At 40.9% G+C, this 24,179-nt stretch carries 18 protein-coding genes; 9 read left to right on the forward strand and 9 right to left on the reverse strand.

What is annotated here, in order from left to right; genetic code table 11:
- Nucleotides 1-5 precede the first annotated feature (5 nt).
- The 7 genes from PIECOFPK_RS10225 to PIECOFPK_RS10255 all read right to left on the reverse strand — a co-directional run bounded on the left by PIECOFPK_RS10225 (nucleotide 6) and on the right by PIECOFPK_RS10255 (nucleotide 9,455).
- Nucleotides 6-4,355, reverse strand: coding sequence for a CusA/CzcA family heavy metal efflux RND transporter (locus PIECOFPK_RS10225; protein ID WP_409965792.1), 4,350 nt, complete (start codon nucleotides 4,353-4,355; stop codon nucleotides 6-8).
- Between the two features lie 106 nt (nucleotides 4,356-4,461).
- Nucleotides 4,462-4,842 carry a hypothetical protein gene (locus PIECOFPK_RS10230; RefSeq protein WP_330975395.1) on the reverse strand — a complete coding sequence of 127 codons (381 nt, stop codon included), beginning with the start codon at nucleotides 4,840-4,842 and terminating at the stop codon, nucleotides 4,462-4,464.
- A 242-nt stretch (nucleotides 4,843-5,084) separates the two neighbouring features.
- Entirely contained in the window at nucleotides 5,085-6,329 is a 1,245-nt protein-coding gene (locus tag PIECOFPK_RS10235) for an aspartyl protease family protein (RefSeq protein ID WP_409965793.1), read from the reverse strand.
- A gap of 426 nt (nucleotides 6,330-6,755) precedes the next feature.
- Nucleotides 6,756-7,232 (reverse strand): DUF2269 family protein, encoded by a 477-nt coding sequence (locus PIECOFPK_RS10240; protein WP_330975397.1) that lies wholly within the window; start codon nucleotides 7,230-7,232, stop codon nucleotides 6,756-6,758.
- Nucleotides 7,233-7,370: 138 nt separating this feature from the next.
- A complete protein-coding gene (locus tag PIECOFPK_RS10245; protein ID WP_409965794.1) occupies nucleotides 7,371-8,606 on the reverse strand; it encodes an RNA polymerase sigma factor in 1,236 nt (411 codons plus the stop codon).
- Nucleotides 8,607-8,608: 2 nt separating this feature from the next.
- A complete protein-coding gene (locus tag PIECOFPK_RS10250) occupies nucleotides 8,609-8,953 on the reverse strand; it encodes a YciI family protein (RefSeq protein WP_330975399.1) in 345 nt (114 codons plus the stop codon).
- 97 nt (nucleotides 8,954-9,050) lie between these two features.
- Nucleotides 9,051-9,455, reverse strand: coding sequence for a hypothetical protein (locus tag PIECOFPK_RS10255; RefSeq protein ID WP_330975400.1), 405 nt, complete (start codon nucleotides 9,453-9,455; stop codon nucleotides 9,051-9,053).
- Between the two features lie 261 nt (nucleotides 9,456-9,716).
- On the opposite strand from PIECOFPK_RS10255, the gene PIECOFPK_RS10260 reads away from it, so the two are divergent.
- The 5 genes from PIECOFPK_RS10260 to PIECOFPK_RS10280 all read left to right on the forward strand — a co-directional run bounded on the left by PIECOFPK_RS10260 (nucleotide 9,717) and on the right by PIECOFPK_RS10280 (nucleotide 12,262).
- The gene (locus PIECOFPK_RS10260; protein WP_330975401.1) at nucleotides 9,717-10,340 is read left to right on the forward strand and encodes a Type 1 glutamine amidotransferase-like domain-containing protein; all 624 of its coding nucleotides are present in this window, start codon (nucleotides 9,717-9,719) and stop codon (nucleotides 10,338-10,340) included.
- 102 nt (nucleotides 10,341-10,442) lie between these two features.
- Complete coding sequence (locus PIECOFPK_RS10265) at nucleotides 10,443-11,036, forward strand: TetR/AcrR family transcriptional regulator (protein ID WP_330975402.1); 594 nt, start codon at nucleotides 10,443-10,445, stop codon at nucleotides 11,034-11,036.
- 149 nt (nucleotides 11,037-11,185) lie between these two features.
- Nucleotides 11,186-11,695, forward strand: a complete 510-nt coding sequence (locus PIECOFPK_RS10270) for a DinB family protein (protein WP_409965795.1) — start codon at nucleotides 11,186-11,188, stop codon at nucleotides 11,693-11,695.
- A 45-nt stretch (nucleotides 11,696-11,740) separates the two neighbouring features.
- Nucleotides 11,741-12,124: a YfiT family bacillithiol transferase gene (locus tag PIECOFPK_RS10275; protein WP_409965796.1), complete on the forward strand. Its 384-nt coding sequence runs from the start codon at nucleotides 11,741-11,743 to the stop codon at nucleotides 12,122-12,124.
- Between the two features lie 3 nt (nucleotides 12,125-12,127).
- A complete protein-coding gene (locus PIECOFPK_RS10280; RefSeq protein WP_409965797.1) occupies nucleotides 12,128-12,262 on the forward strand; it encodes a hypothetical protein in 135 nt (44 codons plus the stop codon).
- Nucleotides 12,263-12,377: 115 nt separating this feature from the next.
- Here PIECOFPK_RS10280 and nagB read toward each other — a convergent pair whose 3' ends face one another.
- Together nagB and PIECOFPK_RS10290 are read right to left on the reverse strand one after the other, a co-directional pair.
- A complete protein-coding gene (gene nagB / locus PIECOFPK_RS10285; protein WP_409965798.1) occupies nucleotides 12,378-14,303 on the reverse strand; it encodes a glucosamine-6-phosphate deaminase in 1,926 nt (641 codons plus the stop codon).
- Nucleotides 14,304-14,345: 42 nt separating this feature from the next.
- Nucleotides 14,346-15,581 carry an ROK family protein gene (locus PIECOFPK_RS10290; RefSeq protein ID WP_409965799.1) on the reverse strand — a complete coding sequence of 412 codons (1,236 nt, stop codon included), beginning with the start codon at nucleotides 15,579-15,581 and terminating at the stop codon, nucleotides 14,346-14,348.
- Between the two features lie 230 nt (nucleotides 15,582-15,811).
- Here PIECOFPK_RS10290 and PIECOFPK_RS10295 point away from each other — a divergent pair, with 230 nt between their 5' ends.
- The 4 genes from PIECOFPK_RS10295 (at nucleotide 15,812) to PIECOFPK_RS10310 (ending at nucleotide 24,167) form a co-directional block, all read left to right on the forward strand.
- Nucleotides 15,812-17,878 carry a hypothetical protein gene (locus PIECOFPK_RS10295; protein WP_409965800.1) on the forward strand — a complete coding sequence of 689 codons (2,067 nt, stop codon included), beginning with the start codon at nucleotides 15,812-15,814 and terminating at the stop codon, nucleotides 17,876-17,878.
- A gap of 13 nt (nucleotides 17,879-17,891) precedes the next feature.
- Nucleotides 17,892-19,100: a DUF5689 domain-containing protein gene (locus tag PIECOFPK_RS10300; RefSeq protein ID WP_330975740.1), complete on the forward strand. Its 1,209-nt coding sequence runs from the start codon at nucleotides 17,892-17,894 to the stop codon at nucleotides 19,098-19,100.
- 11 nt (nucleotides 19,101-19,111) lie between these two features.
- Nucleotides 19,112-22,333, forward strand: coding sequence for a SusC/RagA family TonB-linked outer membrane protein (locus tag PIECOFPK_RS10305; RefSeq protein WP_409965801.1), 3,222 nt, complete (start codon nucleotides 19,112-19,114; stop codon nucleotides 22,331-22,333).
- 64 nt (nucleotides 22,334-22,397) lie between these two features.
- A complete protein-coding gene (locus tag PIECOFPK_RS10310) occupies nucleotides 22,398-24,167 on the forward strand; it encodes a RagB/SusD family nutrient uptake outer membrane protein (protein WP_409965802.1) in 1,770 nt (589 codons plus the stop codon).
- Nucleotides 24,168-24,179 lie beyond the last annotated feature (12 nt).

The raw sequence follows: 24,179 nt of genomic DNA on the forward strand, positions 1-24,179 counted from the left end.
TCGTGCTACTGATTAATGTAATAATAAAGTTCGGCTAATGCCAGATTTCGGTTTTTAATGGTTTCAACATAATTGATCTGAATTTCTGTTGCCTGATTTAGTAACAGCACATATTCCAGATAATTAATCTCTCCATTTGAAAACTGCTTGTTAGCTGTTTCAACTATAGTTTCGGCATGCTTCAATGCAGTGCGCTCATAATATGCCACCATTTCTTCCTGTCTTTTATACTGCTCTAAAGCAGACCTATAGCCACTCTCCAGATTTTGCAGTTGCACCTCATACTGAGTAGCTGCAATTTTTTCATTGATCGCGGAAGCCCTTATTCGGGCTTTTTGACCGCCATTAAACAAAGGGATTCCCAGTCCTATCTGCCCCGAATGAAAACGCAATGCTCCGGAATACCATTTATCATCAGCACCATTCCCTTTCATCCCTATTAAGAAGTAACCCAAAGTAAGTTCAGGTAATAATTTGGATCGCTCGAGCTTAGTAGTTGCCTCAGCCAATTCTTTTTGCTGCTGCCAATAACGCACTTCAGGATGCATCGGCAAGTGTCCCACCTCATAGGCGAGCAATCGAGGAAGAGCAGTGTTTGCTTCAGTTGGCACAAAAGGGGTTGTGGTATTGAGCAACAGTTGAAATTGTAGCTGTACTACTGCCACATCTTGTTCCAGCTGTTTTAATTGTAAAGCAATTTGTCCGCGCTGATTTTCGGCGGTGGTTTTTTCGAGCACATTACTCTCACCGGCCTTAAACCGAAGGGCAGCTTTATTCATGAACTCACTAAAGATGCTATCATTTTTGAGAAGTAAGTTTTTCTTTTGCCGTAGATAAAGTAACGTAAAAAACACTTGTGTAACGTGTTTTTTCAGCTGCGCTTCCTGTATACCCACATGAAGTACACTACTTTTCCATTCCTCATTCAGTACTTCCTTTTGTCTAGAATATACCGTAGGGAAATTAATTGTCTGCGATATACCCAGTTTAGCGTCTGTATAAATACTATTCATTTGGCCATACTCTCCTACCAGATTTGTAGCGGGTATATTTGCTCCGGACTTAATTAATTGCTGATGATACTCCCTTTTCAACCGCTCATTCTTTACAGTGAGATTATTGGCCAAAGCTGTATCTATGGCCTGTTGCAGCGTAATGGGCACCTGAGCTTGCGTTACAAAACACAGTAATAATACAAATACAAATACAACTGCAATCCCTTTCTTTCCTTTTAAGCGAAATGCTTTCTGATGCGTCATGATATACAAAATGGGTAATACAAATAATGTGAGAAAAGTAGCTATGAGTAAGCCTCCAATAACCACTGTAGCTAGTGGTCTTTGCACTTCAGCCCCCTCTCCCGTACTTATGGCCATGGGTAAAAAACCTAAAGATGCCACAGTGGCTGTCATCAACACGGGACGCAAACGAATTTTCGTTCCCTGTACTACAATACGCTTCAGGTCTTTATAACCTTCCGCTCTAAGACGATTAAACTCTGCTATAAGCACGATACCATTGAGCACCGCCACACCAAACAATGCAATAAATCCTACGCCGGCACTAATGCTGAACGGAATACCGCGTATTGCCAGAGCCAGGATACCTCCAATTGCCGACAACGGTATGGCCGTATATATTAACAATCCCTGCTTTACAGAATGAAAGGCAAAGAATAGTAAGAGAAAAATCAATGCCAGCGCTACCGGCACTGCAATCAGTAATCGAGCTTTGGCTTCTACTAGGTTTTCAAAAGCACCACCATAAGTAACATAATATCCAGAGGGGAATTTCACTTGCTGCTGCACTTTTTCCTGTAGTTCATGCACGACACTTTGCACATCACGACCGCGCACGTTAAACCCTACAATAATTCTGCGCTGTGAGTTTTCTCTCTGAATCTGATTAGGACCTTCCTCAATTTGTACATTCGCTACGGCACTCAAGGGAATTTGTGTTCCCTGTGGTGTAGGAATTAAAAGTTGCTGTACATCCGACAAATTTCTACGTCGTTCATTTTTTAGCCGCACTACTAAATCAAAACGTTTTTCACCTTCGTATACCACCCCACTGATCTGGCCCGCAAACGCGGCATTGATAACACTATTAATGTCATTCACATTTAAACAATATCGGGCGATGGCTGCACGATTATAGCGCACGGTAATCTGCGGTAAGCCTGAAACAGACTCTACATACACGCCTGAACTTCCTTCTACGCTATTACAGATTCTTCCAAGTATATTGGCATAATAGGCTAGCGTATCTAGATTTTCTCCGAATATTTTACACACCACATCCTGTCGGGCTCCGGATATGAGCTCATTAAATCGCATTGCCACAGGATACTGAAAACTGAAAGTAACACCGGGTATCACTTCCAGTGCTTGACTCATCTTGGCTTCCAATTCATGATACGTACGTGCAGATGTCCATTCTTTTCGATTTTTTAGCACAATTATCATATCCGAAACATCGATGGGCAATGGCTCGGAGGGCACTTCGCTAGTTCCTGTTTTCGCAACCACACGCTGCACTTCCGGAAACTCTTTCAATAAAATACGAGAGGCTTTGGAAACTGCGTCGATGGAGGTTTCCAAATTACTTCCCGGTAGTACTCTGGTTTCAACTGCATAATCCCCCTCAGGTAATGAAGGAATAAACTCACCACCGAAACGCGACATTACCCATAACGCGAAAAGAAATAAAGCCAATACCGTAACTAATACCTGGCGCTGAAAACGCAATACTTTAATGAGGTATTTTTGATAAAAGCGCTCAAGGCGGTTCATGAAGCGATCAGCGAACGTGGGCTGATTTGAAATCTTTTTGCTCAATACCAAAGCACTCATCATAGGAATATATGTGAGCGATAACACAAAGGCACCCAGTAAGGCAAAAGCAACTGTCTGCGCCATAGGCTTGAACATTTTGCCTTCAATGCCCTGCAATGTAAATATGGGTAGATACACAATCAGAATAATCATTTGCCCAAATACAGCACTGTTCATCATTCTAGAAGCGGAATAGCCAACTTCCTGATCCATTTCTACTTGAGATAATCGGGCAATATTTCTGAATCGGTTACTATGCGATAAACGATGCATTACCGCTTCTACAATAATCACAGCCCCATCTACGATTAATCCAAAGTCTAATGCGCCAAGACTCATCAAATTTCCACTCACACCAAAAAGATTCATGAGAATGATGGCAAAAAGCATGGACAGTGGGATCACAGATGCTACCAGTAGGCCTGCTCGCAGATTACCCAAAAACAGCACTAACACAAATACGACAATTAATGCGCCTTCCATCAGATTTTGGCTAACAGTACTGATAGCGTTATTCACCATTTTAGTGCGGTCGATAAAAGGCTCTATAGTTACACCTTCGGGTAATGTTTTCTTAATTTCCTCAATGCGCTCTTTTACGTTTCTGATAACCTCATTACTATTCGCTCCTTTCAGCATCAATACCAGAGCGCCCGACACTTGTTGTTCGCCATTATAGGTAAGCGCACCGTAGCGGGTAGCATTCCCAAATCTTACTTCCGCCACATCTCTTATTAAGAGTGGAAGGCCATCAGGCAAATTCTTAACAACGATATTTTCAATATCATGGATACTGCCCACCAATCCTTCACTTCTTATAAATAAAGCTGTGGGGCCTTTTTCGATATAAGAACCTCCCGTATTCTGATTATTTCTTTCAAGGGCTTCAAATACGTCCGCAATGGAAATCCGGTAAGCAAACAGCTTCTCGGGCTCTACAGCTATTTCATATTGCTTTAGCAAACCGCCAAAACTGCTCACATCAGCCACTCCTTTTACTCCCAACAGCTGTTTACGTACAATCCAATCCTGGATGGTACGTAATTCCATAGCACTGTATTTTTTTTCATACCCCTTTTCAGGACGAACTACATATTGATAAATTTCACCCAATCCAGTAGTAATAGGCGCCAGAAAGGGCGATCCAAAACCCTTGGGCAATTCTTCCTGAACTTGTTGCAAACGCTCAGCAATCTGTTGTCGCGCCCAATATACATCCACATCATCTTCAAACACCAGCGTAATTACCGACAAGCCAAAGCTGGAATAACTACGCAGTTCTTTTAGATAGGGTATATTACTGTTGGCCTGCTCGATGGGAAAAGTAATCAGTCGCTCTACATCAGTAGCCCCTAATGCCGGTGCTACCGTAATCACCTGCACCTGATTATTGGTAATATCCGGAACCGCATCAATAGGCAGCCGCCTTAATTCATAAATACCAAAGCCAACGAGAGCAATTATAAAAATTCCAATAATTAGCTTGTTCTTGATAGAAAAATTAATAATCCGATTCAACATTGCCTTTCCGAGTTAATCATTGAAAAATCTCATCATGTGAAAATATCCACATAATCAAATAGAAAAGCTGCACGCTTTTCTTCAAAAGAAATGAGGGAATGATTAACTAGATACGGGGAGGTTGCCAAATGCGGCTCAGATAAGAATTGGAATAATCATCCTTATCATGGATTGGTGTTTTAGTATCAACACCCTCCACTATAATTTCGGATAAATATAGACATTGAGGTAACACATCCGTTACTACATGAGAAGTGTTAAAGTCTCCTGACTTAAATGGAAGTTTTTGATGATCCCCATGCTGATCATCGGGATGTTCAATCTGTCCTGAGTAATGTGCTGCCAGAAACTCGGCAAAAGTATAATTATCCCACTCTACATGCTCCAAATAATGATGAAATAGAGTTGGCAACCGCAATAATTGCCCAAAAGCTGTATTGGCAGTAAGAAAAATCCCTAAAAGCAATATTGCGATTACTTTCTTCACACTGTAAAAGTAAAAAAATCTTGAGGATAATACCTAAAAATAGTATTATTTCTGATTTTAACAAAAGGATTAAGCGCTGCCCTAGCATAGCATACTACATCTGTTCCTAACGAAATTATTTTACTAGTCGGCGTTAATAGGAATATATTCTACTTTCATTTAACGATGTTTTATAAAACAACAACCTATCCATTTTTAAACCGGATTCCAGTAATCGCCACAACCTCATTATTTATGACGAACTAGTTCAGCTTGATAAACATCTTATCAAAGTTGAGAATGAGTACACCAAACTGATTGATAACATCCTGCCCTATGTTTCCATATACATTTTCTTCGTCATTAATTGGTTCTTTAACTACTTTCACTTTGTCAAGATGAGCCTTCTTATCCAATATGGTAAATGTATAAGGAATAGAAAAACCTGAAAAAGTTTTAACCCCGGCAGCCCCACCCAATGAGAAGTCCTGAGGTTGATATTTCCCATCAATATCCTCTCGATGTGCTTTGTAAAACTTACTGTACAACATACTTTCATCGGCTCCACTATCGAATGTAAAATGCATACCATTGATATGAATCATAGGCTTTAACCCATCCAGTGCCATGTTAGATGAGGCGGTGTAAACAGTTTCTTTTTCGGGAATAATAAAATACTGATCGCGAGTAATATGAATTTCTTTAAAAGCATTCATCACAGGAAATCCTATTATTCCATTGATCCTATAATCGATAGGCTGAAAATACAATGCTTCATCCGGCAATACTAGAAAAACAACATTCTTTAATTCAATTGCTCCAATATATAACGAAGGGCAAACAGCCAGATCAGCAAGAATCTTTTCTCCGGTTATCGTACCCACTTCTATATTCGCCGGGATCAGCTGCATACGCAACTTTTTCGCAGTTGAAACAGTAACAGTAGAAATATTTGCTCCGGTGTCAAAAACAAAATCAACACTGTCCTGTTGATGATGAGCCACCAAATTCTTCAAACCCGCCTTATCAATTTTCAATTGCATACGGGTAGTAGCCGGTATATTAACAACCTGCTTGGGAACATCTTTTAGTTTAGTCCAGATAAGATGACTATTTTTTAAATCATTCTGTTCCTGAGGTTCCAGTAATGTAGTGTACCGTTCTAATATCGTTTCAATAGCTTTCGCTGCCTTTTCATACTCAAACAGTTTCACAAAATTATCCGACCGGGTACGATACAACAGAAGAGCTATCGAATCAGGAACCGAAGTCGGTGTAGCAAGTAAAGCGTCAATCATCACATTAGATTGAGCTGGTTTATTGAAAGCATTATGCAAAACTGCTTCAATATACTGTCGCTCCTGGCGGGTATAACTATTCTTCTGAGCCTCGTAAATTTCTTTTGCTAGAAAAAAATGCTTCGATTTAAGTGCTGTAAAAATATCGGTTTGCGTTTGTGCTCCTACTTGAATACTAATAAAAGAAAGTAGGATGAAGATAAGCCTCATATGATTAATATTAATTTCAACTAAAAATGCAATAAGGTTCAAAATAAGGAGAATTGACTATACTTTTTAATATCGAAGCCTTATCAATTAAATAATTGCCATGGGTTAATTTTTTTGATCAAAAATCCTCGCTCAGGGGAATGCAACCAGTCAAGATTGCCTTTATCAGCATAGGAAATTGTTCCTTAACCCTATTACGGACATCTATTGCAGAAAGTTCATGATTTTTCACTTTTCGCGCCTTGTCACTATAACAATCACAACCGTTAAAGAGAAAGGCTAACACCATATAAAGATTCATCATTATAAAAACACCAGAAACCCATAACCAAAACTGAGTAAATAAGACAGTAAATAATACGGGGGACGCAACCAATACTGATTAGGCACAGTAAATACACGCGTTACATACTCATATGCATAGTATTAAGGTTGATTAGACTCTGCCTTAATACCGCCACGCTTTCCAGGCTTGAAAACGCTTAGTAGGGTAGCTAATATTAAAGCCAATACATCATATACTGCCCCATATATCAATCTTCCTTCCGCGCCACCTTTTCCGTGCAACATTGTATCCATTCCGTCTCGTAAGATAAATGCACCAACAAGGATCACTGTAATAATCAGTAAAAATTTAACGGTCACCCATGGATATCTTAGCAGCTTCCATTTTGTGAGATAAGTCAACCACAGTCCTGACAATAAAGCCAGAAAACTGAGAGGTACACCAAAAACAAAACCCAACATTTGCAAGATCTCATAATGCGTTTTTATTACCAGAGGATCAGTCTGTTGTGATGCTTTTATGGCAATTGCCAAATAGCCAGCCGAATCACCTAATAAGGCAACTGAAACAATAATATGCAAGCTAAGAGCATATTTAATAAGATTACGACGCGTCATAAAACTAAATAGTTAAGCAATCATTGAAATCATTTGAAATCCGAAAATCACGTGCTCCCCTTTTAGTAAGACGCTAGAATCCTTGGAATACTTTATAGTTGTCTATGAAATTCGGTTTAAAAAATCGATCAACTAAGCTTAACTGTTTCCATCTCTTAATTTCACTAGCTGTCTTTGCAAGGTCCGTTTTTCCACCACAGAACGGCTGAGTTGGATGGCCCTTTCATAATGATAAACTGCTTTCTCATTATCAATATCAGTATATAAGTATCCTAATAGCGCATAATAATAGTTATTCTCACTCGACTCTAAACGTTCTGTTTCTTCAATAGCCATTTTCTTACAGTAAACCTTGGAATAAGCAAACAATCGATTCAAGACCGTAATCGGTGAATACTCTAGCAGCACCAGCTGATTGTATAATTGTAAGATTCGGTTCCATTTAGATGCGTCAGTGGTCGTATGCCAATAGGCAATACCGGCTTCCAGATGGTACTTTGAAACTTCCGCTCCCTCCGTAGCCTGAATCAGATAATAATGCCCTCGCTGTATTAACGACTGATCCCAAAGCCGTACATCCTGCTCTTCAAATAATATAGTTTCATTGTGCTCGTTCATTCTGGCTGGGAGACGAGAGCTTTGATAGCACATCAGCGCTAGCAATGCATTAGCAGCAGGTGTATTAGTGAGACGGTTTTCGGTGAGCAACAATGTGAGGCGCATCGCTTCCGAACACAATTCAGCTCTAATTTGTGTGTCATGAGTAACGGAATAATATCCCTCATTATACAATAGATACAGCGTCTTAAGTACCGTATTCAGTCGTTTCTGAATAGCAGTTCTATCCAATGCTACAATATTAAAACCGTCATTACGCAAATACTGCCTTGCGCGCTGTAAACGCTTTTTAATGGTTTCGGGTTTAGATAAAAAAGCACGAGCAATTTCTTCCATGCTGAAACCACAGAGAATCTGCAATGCTAGGCATATTTGAGATTCAGGTGTATTTACCGGATTGCATACAGCAAATATCATTGCCAGAAAACTATCTTCGATGTAACGATGATCCCATTCCTGTTCCGGTATCGCTTTCTGCTCACTATTTAAAAGGGCTGGCTTCACTTTCTGCTCAAATACTGAAAGATGTTTATAATAGTCTTTCAATTTGTTTTTAGCAACTGTATATAACCACGCTACCGGATGCTTAGGAATTCCATGAACAGGCCAGTGTTCAGATGCTTTCAAAAAAGTATCACTGGCAATATCTTCAGCCAATTCAATATGTTGCAAACCGAAATGACGGCACAATACGGCCGTCATTTTCGCATATTCCTGTCGAAATAAATGCGGTAAAAGTTCCTGAGGTGATTTCAAGATCAATCTCGTTTTAAAACTTCACGCACTTCAATATTACCCCCTACCTGATCGAAAATAGGATTAGCCTTGGCGATTTCTACCGCCTCATCAATCGATTCGGCTTTCACCACCACATAGCCACTAACAAACTCTTTTATCTCCGTGTAAGGTCCGTCAGTTACCACACCACCGGGTTTGACTACCTTAGCACTACCCGGTATAGGTAGCAGGGTGTTCCCTTTATCTACAAGCTTTTGTTGGGCTGCTACGCCAGCTAACCAGTTCATACGCTCCTGCATTTGTTCGGGCGAAGGCTTAAAATCACTGATATCTTTTAATCTGAAGATTAATGCAAACTCTTTCATACGTTTCTTTTTTATGGTTCGCTTATATAACGACCCAATTCTTGCAAGGGGGACAGTTTCTTATTTTTTTTTGATAAAGATTCTCAACAGCTAAATGTTACTCTTCCAGATTTATAATCATTTTTTCCAATACCCTAAGCACTTGCAGATATTCTTCATCGGAAATCTGCTGCATAACTCGCCGCCTGAAGGCTTCCTGCCTTTTCAAACATGTGTTATGCAAAACCTTTCCCTGATCGGTTAATATTAACAAGTTTGTTTCTTCTAACAAGTTTCTACTCTTCAGCTCCTGAATTGCTTTATCGACAGTCTCTTTATCAGCGAATTCCTCGAGCGCTGCATATAGGTTGCTCCTATTTGCTTGCTCCAGCACATACACTGTATTAAGTAATTGCCATTGCAGTCGTGTAATATTTACCGATTCATGTATTCGACGGATGCCTTCCGTAAGTAGATTGTCCAATTTTTTCAAATAATAACCTATCTGTAGATGTTGCTTCATATTTTCCGGCGTTTCTCTATAGGAAAACGAACCAACAAGAATTATACTTTAAAATAGACATTCCTGACCGCATAACAGCCTGCACTTTTTAAAAGGCATACTACTGCCCCTTGCAAAAAAATACGAGCTGTGACAACAGTATGTCAGCAAGGAGTATAATTTTTTCTTTATATAATAAGCTGATATTTTTGCCAATAACATGTTGTTATGCAACATAAATACAAGATTTGACATTTTGTAATCAGCATATAATCTAACTATATGAAACAGCTATTTCTCAGTTCGTCATTTTGTGATATTGCCGAACATCTTCCTGCTTTTTACCCCAAACCTCTCACTGGTAAGAGAGTAGCTTTTATCCCTACAGCAAGTGTAGTAGAAGTTTACACAAAGTATGTAGATAATGACAGAGCAGCTTTAGAACAGTTAGGTCTTATTATCGAAGCATTATCCATTGAAAATAATTCTAAAGTAAAAATACAATCTACTTTATCCGATTGTGACATTATCTATGTATCCGGAGGAAACACTTTTTATCTGCTGCAGGAGCTAAAGAAATCCGGAACGGACTTACTTATTGCAGAAGAAATACGCAAAGGGAAATTATACATTGGCGCATCGGCAGGTAGCATTATTCTAGCACCGGATATTGCCTACTCCTCTCTGATGGATGACCCTACAAAAGCGCCTGAACTGCAGCACTATCACGGATTAGACATCATTGATATTTATCCCCTACCGCATTATGGCAATGCTCCTTTTAAGGAAGTAGCAGCACAAATATATCAGGAATACCACAATCGCCTACCCATAGTTCCTATTAGCAACACACAAGTGATAGAGGTGAAAGGAGATGAATGGCAAGTAAAAGGAATCCCCTCCTAAAGGGCTCTCTTTTCTCCACAATTTACAGCCAATCATTCTTCATCATAAAAAAATAGACCAATCAGTTTATTTTATATATTTGTATATATCATTCACTCATCAATGATGTCAAAATCAGAAAAGACCCGAAAGTTTATTATTGAACAGACAGCTCCACTGTTCAATGTTAGAGGATATGCAGGCACTTCGTTAAACGACGTTATGTTAGCTACAGGCTTGTCAAAGGGATGCATATATGGCAACTTCGAAAACAAGGATGCTATTGCTTTGGCAGCTTTTGAATACAATCATCAACGAGTGACTGACCACATGAAAAACCGAATTCTAGCCACAGATAATTCGATAGAACGACTATTAGTATACCCGCGTACTTATCGTCAGTTCTTTCGATACCCCTATTTGCAGGCAGGATGTCCCATACTCAATACTGCCACTGAGGCGGATGATACGCACCCGCAGTTGCGTGAAAGAGCCGCAGCCGCATTGGATTTTTGGAAAAAGTCTATAGAAAATCAAATCAAGCGTGGTATCTCCCGTGGAGAAATATGCACCAGCACGAATCCCACTCAAATTGCAGTACTCATGATTGCCATCATCGAAGGGGCCCTGATGCAGGCGAAACTTACCCAAAGAACTCGGGAATTAAAAATCGCCATGGATTATCTGGAAAAGATGATTCTGGGCTTGAAAGCCTAATTTTTTTAACGAATAAAAGACCAATCGGTCTATTTTAAATTTTATGTTTATAAAGTGGATTAACCTATTCATCCGTTTTCTCGAAAAAGCATTTGACCGAGACTGGTACGGACATTTGTAAACAAGCGAAAAGAACCAATATTCTTTATATGAACATAACACCCTGGTTTGATAGATCCTTTTCCTTTCCCATTGCCATAGATCAGTTTCCCTTCCTACTGCAAAGACTACAATGCACGGCACTACGTGTGCAAGCACTCACGCAATATCTTCCCGAATGGCAGCTCAATCTAAAACCCGATGGCAAATGGTCCATAAAAGAACATATAGGCCACATGTTAATTATGGAGCCCCTATGGCAGCATCGATTTAAAGATTTAATAAATAAACACACTACTATGACCCCAGCCGACTTAAATAATACAGCCACTCATGAAGCTCGATTTAACCAATATAATATTTCCCGAATCATCAATCAATTCAAGCAGCAGCGATTAAAAACCTTACACCTATTAGCAAAGCTTGAAACCTCCGCTTTTGAATATACACTACTACATCCTCGCCTACACTTGCCAATGCGTATCACCGACCTGATGTATTTTGTAGCAGAGCACGATGATCACCATATAAACACTATCAAACAGTTTAAGAACTCATAACCCCCACAAAACATATATTATAATTTTTACTCTAAAAGCAACATAATGGAATTAGAAAAACGTAAGTATCCCATTGGAGTTTTTGAGAAACCATCCGTCATTACAGCACAGCAACTAAAAGAATGGATAAAAGATATTGCTCAGTTTCCGTATATACTAAAGGCCACAGTCGCACCTTTAACTGCGGAACAGCTGCAACTTACTTACAGAGAAGGCGGTTGGACAATTCAACAAATTATACATCATTGCGCTGACAGCCACATGAATGCCATTATTCGTTTCAAACTGGCACTAACAGAAGATCAACCTGTTATTAAACCGTATCCAGAAAGCCTATGTGCCGAACTACCGGATAGCAAAAATTTCCCCATTGCTGCTTCGCTCTCCATTTTAGAAGGAGTTCATAGCAGGTGGCATGCTTTATTATAAGAAATGAAGGCACTTGACTTCAACAGGACTTATATACATCCTGAATATGGCAAAAGCTTTCGGCTGGATGAAGCTACAGGAAATTACTCTTGGCATTGTAAGCATCATCTGGCACATATCCAACTAGCCTTGAAATAAGACACCCCTCATCATTATTTTCATATAAAATTGGGCTAACAATATAATTGCAATAAACAATCAACCCGCCTTTAGGCGGGTTGATGTGCGTACTATTATAGAAGAATGTTGATTGCTAATAATGCCATCTCACAAAAGCTTCCATGGCTGCATAACGGGTGAGTCCTAAGTCGGCATACAACTTTGCAGTAGCTGCATTACGCTCTTCTGCTCGCTGCCAGAACTCCCTGTCATCACTACCCTGGAACGGTACACTATCCTTTTGAGACTGATGAATAAAGATGCCAAAACGTTTCTTGCGTACCTGTGCAGGGCTCATTGGTATGGCCATCTCTATGTCCTCGATATTCCACTCCTGCCAGGCTCCCTTGTATAACCACAACCAGCAGTCTTTAATCCATTCGTCTCCCGCTGCCTTGATGCGTTGCAGCGCTTGTAGTACCGCATGGAAACATACCAAGTGGGTACCATGGGGATCTGCAAAATCACCCGCACAGTATACCTGATGCGGCTTCACTTGGCGCAGCAGTTCCATCGTTAATTGAATATCTTCTTCCCCCAGTGGCTTTTTCTCCACTGTGCCCGTTTCATAGAACGGCAGGTTTTGGAAGTGTACATGCTCGGGCTTGATACCTACATAATTACAGGTAGCCTTGGCCTCACAACGACGTATCAATCCCTTAATCTCACGGATAATCGGTGTGTCTACCTGACCCGGCTGTTTCTCCGCAATATACAGGCGAGCTTCATCCAATATCTTCTGAGGAATGTCGGAGTGGATCTGTGCCACTTCGTTAAAACCTACGGCAAAGTCTAAAAAGCGGGTAACAAACTCATCCGTTACTGCAATATTGCCCGAGGTCTGATAGGCCACATGTACTTCATGACCTTGGTCGTGCAGGCGCTGAAAAGTACCACCCATGCTGATGATATCATCATCGGGATGGGGGGAGAAAATCAGACAACGCTTGGGGTAAGGTGTGGAACGCTCCGGATGATTGGGTATCTCTACGCCAGGCTTACCCCCAGGCCAGCCCGTAATGGTATCCCGGAGCATGTAGTATACCTGAAGGTTGATTTCGTAGGCATCGCCTTTTTCCACCAACAGGTCGCCCAAGCCGTTATCGTTGTAATCTTCATTGGTCAAACTCAGGATGGTTTTGCCGGTCTGCAGCGCCATATTTACCACAGCTTTTTTAATCATCTTCGGAGTCCATTCGCACTCACCGGTAAGCCAGGGCGATTTAAAGCGGGTCAGCTGCGAAGCGGCCGCTTCATCCAGCACAAAGGTTACATTGTCGTGATTCTGCAGGAAAGAGGCCGGCACTTGTTCGGTATCTTCATCTTCCACGGCTCTTTTCACAGCCTCGGCCTTGGCCGGACCCCAAGCCATCAGTACGATTTGTTTAGACTTCAGAATGGTACTGATGCCCATGGTAATGGCCATGCGCGGCACTTCGGAAATGTTGGCAAATTCATAAGCATTGGCTAAACGCGTACTGTTGGTAAGATTGACCAAACGGGTTTTGGTGTATATACCCGATCCCGGCTCGTTAAATCCTATATGACCGTTGTTACCAATACCCAGAATCTGCAGATCAATACCGCCTACGGCTTCAATCTGTTTTTCATATTCCAAGCATGCAGCTTTGATTTCACTTTTATCAATAGCTCCGTTAGGAATATGAATATTAGCCGGATCGATATCTATATGATTGAACAGATGGGTGTGCATGAAGCGATAATAGCTTTGCACGGCCTCTCGGCTGATGGGATAGTACTCGTCCAGATTAAAAGTGATGACGTTTTTAAAGCTCAGCCCTTCTTCCTTGTGCATGCGTACCAGTTCGGCATACAAAGTTTTAGGACTGGAGCCAGTAGCCAAACCCAGCACACATGGCTCATTGGACGCCTGCTTGGAACGGATTAAATCGGCGATAAGATTGGCAATATACTTAGAGCCACTTATAACATCCTGCTTAATAACTATATCAATTTTTTCCAAACTATTAATACTTGCATTATACAACTTGATACTCATTGAAATTATTTAAATGATGATATATTAAATGTGTTTTAATTATTAATCAATCCCTAGCAACTCATTTCTGAGTAAAAGGCTCACGCCAATCACACCGGCTTTGGTGCCTAACCTGGAAAACTTAAACTCTGTATCAGTATTAACCAAATTCAGTGAATGCTTATTGATAGATGATAAGATCGGGAGTAATATCAACGACCCTGCACGCGAAAGCTCTCCACCAATAATCACTAGTTCGGGATTAAAAAGATTTAGCATTAGTGCAATCCCTTTCCCGATTTTTTCACCCGCAGCAGAAAGCAATTCAATACAGAGACTATCATCTTTCAGGGCAGCATCCACTATATGTCCTACTTGAATATCGTCGATACATTCTTGCTCGGTTAAGATAGTAGATGTCCCTTTTCGAATAGCTTGATGTAACTGCTGTACGATAGCCGCTCCTGAAGCTTCGGTTTCCAGGCATCCTTTCTTCCCGCAATGACAAATGATTTCATTATTGAAAATGGCCAGATGGCCGAATTCACCAGCAAACCCCGATTTACCTGAATAAAGATCGCCACCGATAATGATTCCCATCCCAATACCTTCATTGAGATTAAGGAACAATACGTTTTTTTCATCCCCTACACACCCTTTGGCATACTCCCCAAAAGCCATAGCACGCGTATCATTCTCTACATAGGTAGGCATTCCAAAGCGCTTTTCCAAAATTTTACTCAATGGCTCTTCATGAAAATTAAAAAAGCTATAACTGTACCCTGTTTTATGATTCACTCTACCAGTGATGGTTAAACCCAGTCCTGCTATTTTGGGAACATATTGATGTTGAGCATTCAAAAAACTGTCAATCAAGCTACAAAGCTCTTCAAAACAGGTTTTGGTGTTCTGTAATTGGAAGGGCACATTTTCATTGAGAACTACAATCTCCTCTTTAAAATTAATCAAAGCCAGATTTACATGATGTCGGTGTACCTCTACCGACATAAAATATCCAGCCTCAGCATTCAGTCCATAAAAATTAGGCTTGCGCCCCACTCCGATAATTTCTTTACCCAAATCGGTAATCAAATTATAATCCAACAACTCCGAAACCACATCATTCACCTTAGGAACGCTGGTATTGGTATACTGCGAAAGTTCAGCAATCGTCACTTTCTCATTACGGATACAATAAGCCAAAATCTCCTTCTGTAGCAATGCATTTTTATACTGCACGCCACTTTCGGACTGCTCTTTTTCCGATAAATCAGCTAGGAAATTTTTGAGGTCTTTCATATGTAAAGGTTATCTATTACTAAATTTTATTAATAATAGCATATTTATAAATATAAAATTAATAATAAAACCCACCAAAAATCCCCATTTTATCTTTCACAGCAAAATAATTAATAAATTTTTTTATTAATTTAGTTTATTTGTGAAATAAATTTATATTTTTGAGTTCCATCATGAAAAAAAATACAAAATTCCTGGTTTTGCTATTAGCGTGCTGCATATGCATGCAAATGACGAAAGCTAAGACCATTGTGGTCGGTAATAAAAGTTTACCTGTATTTACATCCATTCAAAAAAGCGGCGCTCATGTACAACATGCCACTTCTTTAGCGGCAGCGATCAAACAAGCGCGGCAAGGTGACGGTATCCTAGTATTGGGAAGTATTCAGAAGCCTCAGGCACTTACTTCAGCACTACTTCGAGAAATAGCCGTTAAAGACTTAAAAGTCTTTATTGAATATCCTTATTATTTAGCGAACGAGCAACCAGAAATAAAAAAAATCACACTGGAGCGTGGCGTAATTGCAGGAAAGCAAATTCCGCAGCTAGACTCGATGGCGATCCTTTCGATAAACGACCATCCTTTCTATGCCTACCCCGATCAGCCACACACTTATGCCTACATCGCCAAAGTTGCCGGCTTTGATAAAGCAGAATATGGCATTCTAGATACCGAACGTTTTCCCTTTCTATTCCGAAAACAGAACGTACTGGTCTCCGGTATACAGATCAGCAATTGGCTCGATGCAAGGTTTGGACCATTTCACTATTGGGAAACCTTGTGGCAATATATTCTAAACTATGTAGGGATTAATACACCTATAAAGTGGCCCACCACCGCTACCGTACAACCTTCATTTGCGAAAGAAGAAAAGATCACCCGCGCCGATTATCTGAAAGCTGTGGAAAGAGGTAGCGCGTGGTATCTGAACTCAAAATTGTTGATAGCGGAAAATTGGAAGCATTTGGTGGACAGCTTTACAAAGAAAAATGGTGAAGGTGTAGTATTCCCTCCAGTCTCAGATAATATGAATATCGGTAATGGCCGCTATGGTATACTAGAAGGCCATGCCTCCTACATCAATAAAGATGGCAGTCAACCCATACGTTGGTGGATTCGGGGCGACTGTCAAGCCGAAACTGCATTTGCCCTCAGTGCAGCGTCTCGATTATTAAATAAGCCTGAGTATGATTCCATAGCAATTAATTTGCTAAACTATTTATATAAAACCTCCAACCTACGTCAGGGAGAACGCAACGATCCCCAAAGTCCATCATTCGGCCTGATTGGCTGGGCCACTACTGATCCCGACGCCTATTACGGAGATGACAATGCACGCGTATTATTAGGTACTATTGGTGCAGCCACGCATCTGGCTTCGTCCGAATGGAACCATTATATTATAGAAGGTATTCTGGGCAATTTCCGCACTGCTGGTGTGCATGGGTTTCGTGGTCCGTGGTTTAGAGATGCAGCTATGCAAAAAACCACATGGCAGGCTCTTGGCAATCGCAACATTATCAATATTCATCCGCACTACGAAAGCTGGTTATGGGCCTTATACCTGTGGCTCTATGACAAAACGCAATACGAACCCCTTAAACAAAAAGCCAAAGAAGCTATCACCATTACCATGAATGCATTTCCCGAATGGAAATGGACCAATGGTATTCAGCAAGAATACGCACGGATGCTGCTGCCGTTGGCCTGGCTTGTACGGGTAGAAAACACACAGCAGCATAGGGATTGGTTGAAGCTAGTAGCCCTCACCCTTCTCAAAGACATGGATAGTTGTGGTGCCATTAAAGAGCGACTGGGATTTAAAGGCATGGGACGATACGGCAAAATTCTTTCTAATGCCGAATATGGTACCAAAGAAGCACCGCTAATTGCAGAATATGGTGATAAAGTAACGGATCTGCTATACACCATCAACTATGCCTCTTTTGGTCTTAACGAAGCTTATGCCGCTACACAGGATAGCACCTACAAAAATGCCGTGGATGCTATCAGAGACCTGTTTGTAAGAATACAGGTACACGCCCCAACACATCGTGACCTAGACGGATCTTGGTTCCGAGCTTTCGACTTCGGACGTTGGGAGTATTGGGCCAGCAATGCCGACTCTGGCTGGGGTCCATGGGGCACACAAACAGGATGGACACAATCCTGGGTATTGAATGCATTAATTACTGGATTGAAAAATACCAACTACTGGGACACTACGAAAAGCACATTTGACACAGAGGCTTTCCGCCTAACATTCACAGAAACTTTAAACATTATGTTGAAATGAAAAATTAATTCTTATGACATTGTATTCCAGACTCGCAAAACTCATTGTGCCGATTGTGCTATGCCTGGTAGGCGTGGCCTGTTCTCGTGACCCCAAAATTGGAAGTTACGGCGATCCTTCACCGGCTTCGATTTACAATCTCCGCCGTGTTCAGGTTCAAGATCAGATTGTACTAGGAGAAACCGCCATCAGAGCAGTGGTAGTTTCCGACGCTAACGGTGGTAATTTCCCCGGCAACAGATTAATAGTACAAGACCTAACACAGGATGCCGCCATTAACATTGAATTGAAAGAAAGCTCCCATCAGTTTACTAAAAACGATATCGTCGTACTTAACCTAAAAGGAGCCATTCTGAAACGAATTGGAGGAGATTTGTGGGTAACCAATCTATCCTCATCACAAATCACAAGCACAGGCGAGCAACAAAGTCTCATGCCCAAATCCACCAATATTGCAGCATTGCTTGCCAATGCAAAATACTGGGGACCTATGCTGGTTAAATTGGAAAAAATCACTCTCGATAGCGAGAGCAATAAGCTCAACGGCAAAATTTTAATTGACGATGAAATTGCCGAAATGTATGCCTCCTTTGCCAACAACTCCGTATTTGCCACTATCGATAACCCCGGCTTTGTACAATCATTGGTGGGATTGGCGTCATTTACCGATAATGAATTACTCTTCTATCTAAGAGACTTGGAGGACATCAAAGTAGGAGTAGACGAACTACTTGAAGACTTTGAGCTTTCATACAACACCAACTACGATCGAAAAGTAATGACCTTTATCACAGGTCAATGGATTATTGACGGTGGTATTACAGCAAATACAGCCGCAGATCCCAAAAACGGTAGACAAAGTATCCGCCTACAAGGTACTGTGGGTAACAACGTGCGTAACGGTATCATTGAAATGAATTTTGATCTGAAAGGAGTAAAATCCATCTCTGTATCCCACGGCATCTACCCTGCTACAGCCGAATTAGGAAACGTTAATCCCACTGTATTCACTGTAGAGATTTCAAAAGACGGTGGAGCCACTTATACTCCATTAGGTACAGTTGAAGTGGATACCCAATATTCAGGATTAAAAACAACCACATTCCCCGTAAACGCCACCTTTAATGAAGCAGTGCGTTTCCGCGTGGTAAACACTTCCATTCCTTTCGCAAACAACAACAAACCTCGTATTAACATAGATGATATCCACTTTAAATTTTAATTGACTGAAATATGAGCAAACTTTTTAGAAATATATACATCCTATGCTATTGTTTGCTTTTGACGAACATTAGCATAGCTCAAAACGGTACAACAATTACCGGTATAGTAATGGATGAAGAAGGTAAAGCCCTCAAAGACGTAAGCGTTACTATTAATGGTACTGCTGCGGGCACCAAGACCAATGATGAAGGAAGATTCACACTACATAGCAACGCGTCTCAGGGCAGTATAACTTTTTCTTATGTTGGCTATAAAACAGAAGTAAGAACTTTTTCAGGCAATGCTCAGATTAATCTGGTATTAACTGCCGACAAAAAGGCGCTGGATGAAGTAGTAGTGGTAGGTTATGGTACACAGCGCAAAGCCAATTTGACTGGTGCCGTTGAACAAATTACCGACGAAGCCTTAAAAAACAGGCCTCTAACCAACCTGTCGCAAGGCTTACAGGGTTTGATACCTAACCTAAACCTTACACCTCCCGATGGTCGTCCCAGTACTTCTGCAACTTTTAACGTACGTGGGGTAACATCAATCGGACAGGGAGGAGAAGCATTAGTATTGATTGACGGAGTGGAAGGCAATCCTGCACTCATCAACCCACAGGATATTGCATCCATTACTGTTTTGAAAGATGCAGCTTCATCTGCGATCTATGGTGCAAGAGGTGCGTTTGGAGTGATTTTGATTACTACCAAAAATCCGCAAAATGAAAAACTGCAGATCAACTACACTTCTAACTACTCCATCAAGAAACCAACTTATATTCCAGAGTTTGTAACTGACGGGTACACTTGGGCTTCTATGTTTAATGAAGCATTTGCAAGTTGGAATAACTACGCCAGCTATCCGCAAAATGTCAACAAAACGCTGCCATTCTCTCAGGAGTACTTGCAGGAGTTGAAACGCAGGTCAGAAGATCCTTCTCTACCTCGTGTAGAAGTAGATCCTGTAACCGGCCAGTATGTATATTACGATAGTCACAACTGGTTTAAGGATCTGTATAAAAGCAACACACAGTCCATTGATCAGGGCATAACTGTATCCGGTAAAAGCAATAGAACAAGCTATTTATTATCGGGACATTACTTTAATCAACCAGGCCTGTTTCGATATAATTCTGATGATTACAAAATGTATAATGTACGCTCCAAAGGAAGCTTAGATGTATTCCCTTGGTTGACCGTCTCAAACAACACCGACTTCTCCAAAGTAATCTATCATATTCCCATGAACGTTGGAGAAACTGGCGGTATATGGAGAAATATCGTGGCAGAAGGTCACCCCATGGTACCTCTGTATAACCCCGACGGAACACTTACCTACTCCGCCGCTTATACCGTGGGAGACTACGCTTATGGTAAAAACGGAATGGACTATGACAAAAACATATTCCGTAATACAGCATCATTTAATGCAAGATTCTTCAATAATGCTTTAAACATAAAAGGAGATTTTACTTATCAAATTACCAATAACAATGAAACACGCAGACGCGTTCCGGTACCTTACAGTCGTATTCCGGGCGTAATCGAATACCTGGGTAACGCGTATAACGATATGCGTGTTATCAAGCGCAGTACAGAATATATAGCTTCTAACCTTTATGGTGAATTTGAGAAAAAATTCAAAAGACACTATTTAAAAACCTTGCTGGGTTATAACTATGAGCTCAGCACCTATAAACGTGTGGGTACTGAACGTAATGGTTTGATTTACGCTGATGCAGAAGACCTGAACTTGGCCTTAGGCGAATCCATGACAATTACTGGCGGATACGAACAATGGAACATAATGGGAGGATTCTTCAGAGTGAACTATAGCTATGACGATCGTTATCTGCTCGAAATAAACGGCCGTTACGATGGTTCTTCTAAATTCCCTGCACATGAGCGCTTTGCATTTTTCCCTTCCATTTCTGCGGGATGGCGCTTAACTAAGGAGCCTTACTGGAATATTTCCAGAGACCTAATCTCTGACTTAAAACTGAGAGCTTCCTATGGTTCTTTAGGAAACGGAAATATCAGTTCCTATGTATTCCAAGAACAACTCTCCTTGTCTAAAATGACACGCATTATTGAAGGCGTACAAAATCCAAGCACCAGTGCACCGGCTGTATTACCTGCTGGTCTTACTTGGGAAACCGCTACAACAGCCAACTTTGGTCTGGACTTAGGACTCTTCAACAATAAGTTGTTGATTAATGCAGACTACTATCAGCGTAAAACCATCAATATGTTTACTACAGGTCCTGAACTACCTGCGGTATTTGGTGCAGCTTCTCCCAGAGGCAACTATGCAGATCTGATGACTAAAGGTTTTGAGCTTAGTGTAAGCTATCGTGATCGCTTCCTGCTGGCGGAAAAACCCTTCAACTACAATATCAGAGCTATTCTATCCGATAATAAATCTACCATTCTCAAATACAACAACAGCCGCAAACTGTTGAGCGATTACTACGAAGGACAAACACTGGGTGAAATATGGGGATATGTAACTGACGGATTCTTCGTTTCTGAAGAGCAGATTCGTACTTCAGCCAATCAATCGCTATTCCTTTCTACTGCTGCAGGTGTTTGGCGCGTAGGAGATATTAAGTTTAAAGATCTAAATAACGACGGGGTTATCGATTACGGAGACAACACTGTAAATAATCCTGGTGATAAAGTGATTATCGGTAATTCGTCGCCACGATATCGCTTTGGATTGAACCTTTCTGCCGATTGGAATCGTTTATTCTTCTCTGCATTCATTCAAGGTGTAGGAAAAAGAGATTGGTATCCGAGCCGCGGTGCCAACACTTTCTGGGGACAGTATAATGCACCTTACGGGCATCCTCCAGTTTCACAAATAGGCAATATCTGGTCCGAAGATAATCCCAATGCATACTTCCCTCGCTATACTGCTTATTTGGCATGGACAGCAGGTGGTGTACTTCGTGAAGTACAAACCCGTTATCTACAGAATGCAGCATACGTACGCTTAAAGAATATTCAGCTGGGTTATAATCTGCCTGATCAATGGTTACGCAAAGCTGGTATTAAAGGTGCCAGTGTATATGTATCAGGAGAAAACCTTTATACCTACTCACCTATGTTCAAGTATACCAAGAACAATATCGATCCAGAAAACGTTTCGGAGTCCGATCAGTTGCTGGGTGATGGTAACCAAGGTGACGGGTTTAACTATCCCATGTTGAAGAGTGTATCGTTCGGTTTATCAATAACATTCTAAGGTGTGTTATGAAATAGCTCTCGGTATGAGTTATTCCATTCAAAACCATTAAAACAAAAAGCAGATGAAAAATATTATCACAATAATAGGTGCAACAACATTACTCTTTGCATCATGCAATAAATTAGATCAGATTCCTAAATCCACTGTGAGCAAAGAAGCTGTATTCAATAGCGAAGCAGGTCTGAAACTTTATACCAACTCTTTCTACACCTTATTGCCCACATCCAATGACATTTTGAAAGGAGACAATATGGGCGACTTTGTAGCCAGAAAAGATGTTCCTGACTTTTTCCGTGCCGGAGCTTTCGGTCCGGCACAAAGTACAGGGTGGACCTGGACAAGTTTAAGAAACATCAACTATTTCTTGGAAAATAATAATTCTTCTAGTGTAAGTGAGGCTGTGCGTAATAACTACAATGGTATTGCACGCTTGTTCCGCGCGCTATTTTACTTCGAAAAAGTAAAACGCTTTGGCGATGTTCCTTGGATCAATCGCACATTATCTACTAATGATGAATTATTATACAGTGGTCGTGATCCGCGTGCACTAGTAATGGATTCGGTGTTAAATGATCTTAACTATGCTATTGAAAATATATCGGCTGCATCTGAAGCTACCAGAACACGCATAACACGTACTGTAGCTCAAGCACTCAAGTCTCGTATTTGCTTATTTGAAGGCACTTACAGAAAGTATCATACAGAACTAAATCTTCAGTCTACAGCCAATCGTTGGTTGCAGGAAGCGGCAGATGCTGCCCAAGCCGTAATCAACTCCAATTTGTATTCTCTGGCAAATATTACGGATATAGAGAATGGATACCGCAACCTGTTTATCAGCACATCTGTCAATTCCGAAACCTTGCTCTGTATTGCTTACAGTCAAGAGCTGGGAGTATTTCATGATGCCAACTGGTATTATACAAGTGCAACGGCAGGTGATCGCTTGAGCTTTACTCGTAAGTTCATCAACACCTACCTGCGCTCTGACGGTACACCATTTACCGACTTACCTGATTATAAGACTCAAACTTTCATGAGCGAGACTAAAAATAGAGACAAACGTTTAAATCAAACCATCCGCACTCAAGGATATACCCGCATCAACGGAACACAAACCGTAAACGTGCCACCGCAATTCTCGCAAACCTATACGGGATACCAGCCCGCAAAATGGGTAAACCCCGACATGGGCTTGGATGGAGGTTCGCGTAATGCATCCAATATTCCTATCATTCGCTATGCAGAAGTATTACTAAACTACGCTGAAGCAAAAGCCGAATTAGGAACACTCACTGATGAAGACTGGGCCAATACCATTGGTCAGTTAAGAAAAAGAGGAGGCATTACCGGAGGTCTGAGCACTAAACCTACACAAGCTGATAATTATATACGTCAAAATTATTTCCCCAATATATCAGATCCTGTTATTCTGGAAGTAAGAAGAGAACGTGGAATTGAACTGGCATTAGAAGGTTTTCGTTTTTACGACATCATTCGTTGGAAACGTGGCGAGCTATTTACCGATACTTGGAACGGTATGTATGTTCCAGCCTTAAACACAATGATGGACTTGAATGAAGATGGCGTAAACGATGTATATTTCTACACCGAACGTCCTTCCAATATGCAATCAGGAGTAATCTATATTAACGTTGCACCTGAAGTAAATGGACAACCCAATAATATGATTCTGTCCGAGACAAATAAAGGAGAAATTCAGTGGATGAACACCATTCCGAGAGTATGGAACGACCGTATGTACTTATATCCTATCCCGCTGAATGATTTGACACTAAATCCTAACCTCAAACAAAATCCAAACTGGTAATCTTAAAAACAA

This window comes from Chitinophagaceae bacterium C216, from assembly GCA_028485475.2.
GTDB lineage: Bacteria > Bacteroidota > Bacteroidia > Chitinophagales > Chitinophagaceae > Niabella > Niabella composti.

Excerpts from the sequence above, each read along its gene's own strand:
- PIECOFPK_RS10225 (WP_409965792.1), bottom strand. The coding sequence starts at position 4,355 with ATGTTGAATCGGATTATTAATTTTTCTATCAAGAACAAGCTAATTATT.
- PIECOFPK_RS10235 (WP_409965793.1), bottom strand. The coding sequence starts at position 6,329 with ATGAGGCTTATCTTCATCCTACTTTCTTTTATTAGTATTCAAGTAGGA.
- PIECOFPK_RS10240 (WP_330975397.1), bottom strand. The coding sequence starts at position 7,232 with ATGACGCGTCGTAATCTTATTAAATATGCTCTTAGCTTGCATATTATT.
- PIECOFPK_RS10250 (WP_330975399.1), bottom strand. The coding sequence starts at position 8,953 with ATGAAAGAGTTTGCATTAATCTTCAGATTAAAAGATATCAGTGATTTT.
- PIECOFPK_RS10255 (WP_330975400.1), bottom strand. The coding sequence starts at position 9,455 with ATGAAGCAACATCTACAGATAGGTTATTATTTGAAAAAATTGGACAAT.
- PIECOFPK_RS10260 (WP_330975401.1), top strand. The coding sequence starts at position 9,717 with ATGAAACAGCTATTTCTCAGTTCGTCATTTTGTGATATTGCCGAACAT.
- PIECOFPK_RS10265 (WP_330975402.1), top strand. The coding sequence starts at position 10,443 with ATGATGTCAAAATCAGAAAAGACCCGAAAGTTTATTATTGAACAGACA.
- PIECOFPK_RS10270 (WP_409965795.1), top strand. The coding sequence starts at position 11,186 with ATGAACATAACACCCTGGTTTGATAGATCCTTTTCCTTTCCCATTGCC.
- PIECOFPK_RS10275 (WP_409965796.1), top strand. The coding sequence starts at position 11,741 with ATGGAATTAGAAAAACGTAAGTATCCCATTGGAGTTTTTGAGAAACCA.
- PIECOFPK_RS10280 (WP_409965797.1), top strand. The coding sequence starts at position 12,128 with ATGAAGGCACTTGACTTCAACAGGACTTATATACATCCTGAATATGGC.
- nagB (WP_409965798.1), bottom strand. The coding sequence starts at position 14,303 with ATGAGTATCAAGTTGTATAATGCAAGTATTAATAGTTTGGAAAAAATT.
- PIECOFPK_RS10290 (WP_409965799.1), bottom strand. The coding sequence starts at position 15,581 with ATGAAAGACCTCAAAAATTTCCTAGCTGATTTATCGGAAAAAGAGCAG.
- PIECOFPK_RS10295 (WP_409965800.1), top strand. The coding sequence starts at position 15,812 with ATGACGAAAGCTAAGACCATTGTGGTCGGTAATAAAAGTTTACCTGTA.
- PIECOFPK_RS10300 (WP_330975740.1), top strand. The coding sequence starts at position 17,892 with ATGACATTGTATTCCAGACTCGCAAAACTCATTGTGCCGATTGTGCTA.
- PIECOFPK_RS10305 (WP_409965801.1), top strand. The coding sequence starts at position 19,112 with ATGAGCAAACTTTTTAGAAATATATACATCCTATGCTATTGTTTGCTT.
- PIECOFPK_RS10310 (WP_409965802.1), top strand. The coding sequence starts at position 22,398 with ATGAAAAATATTATCACAATAATAGGTGCAACAACATTACTCTTTGCA.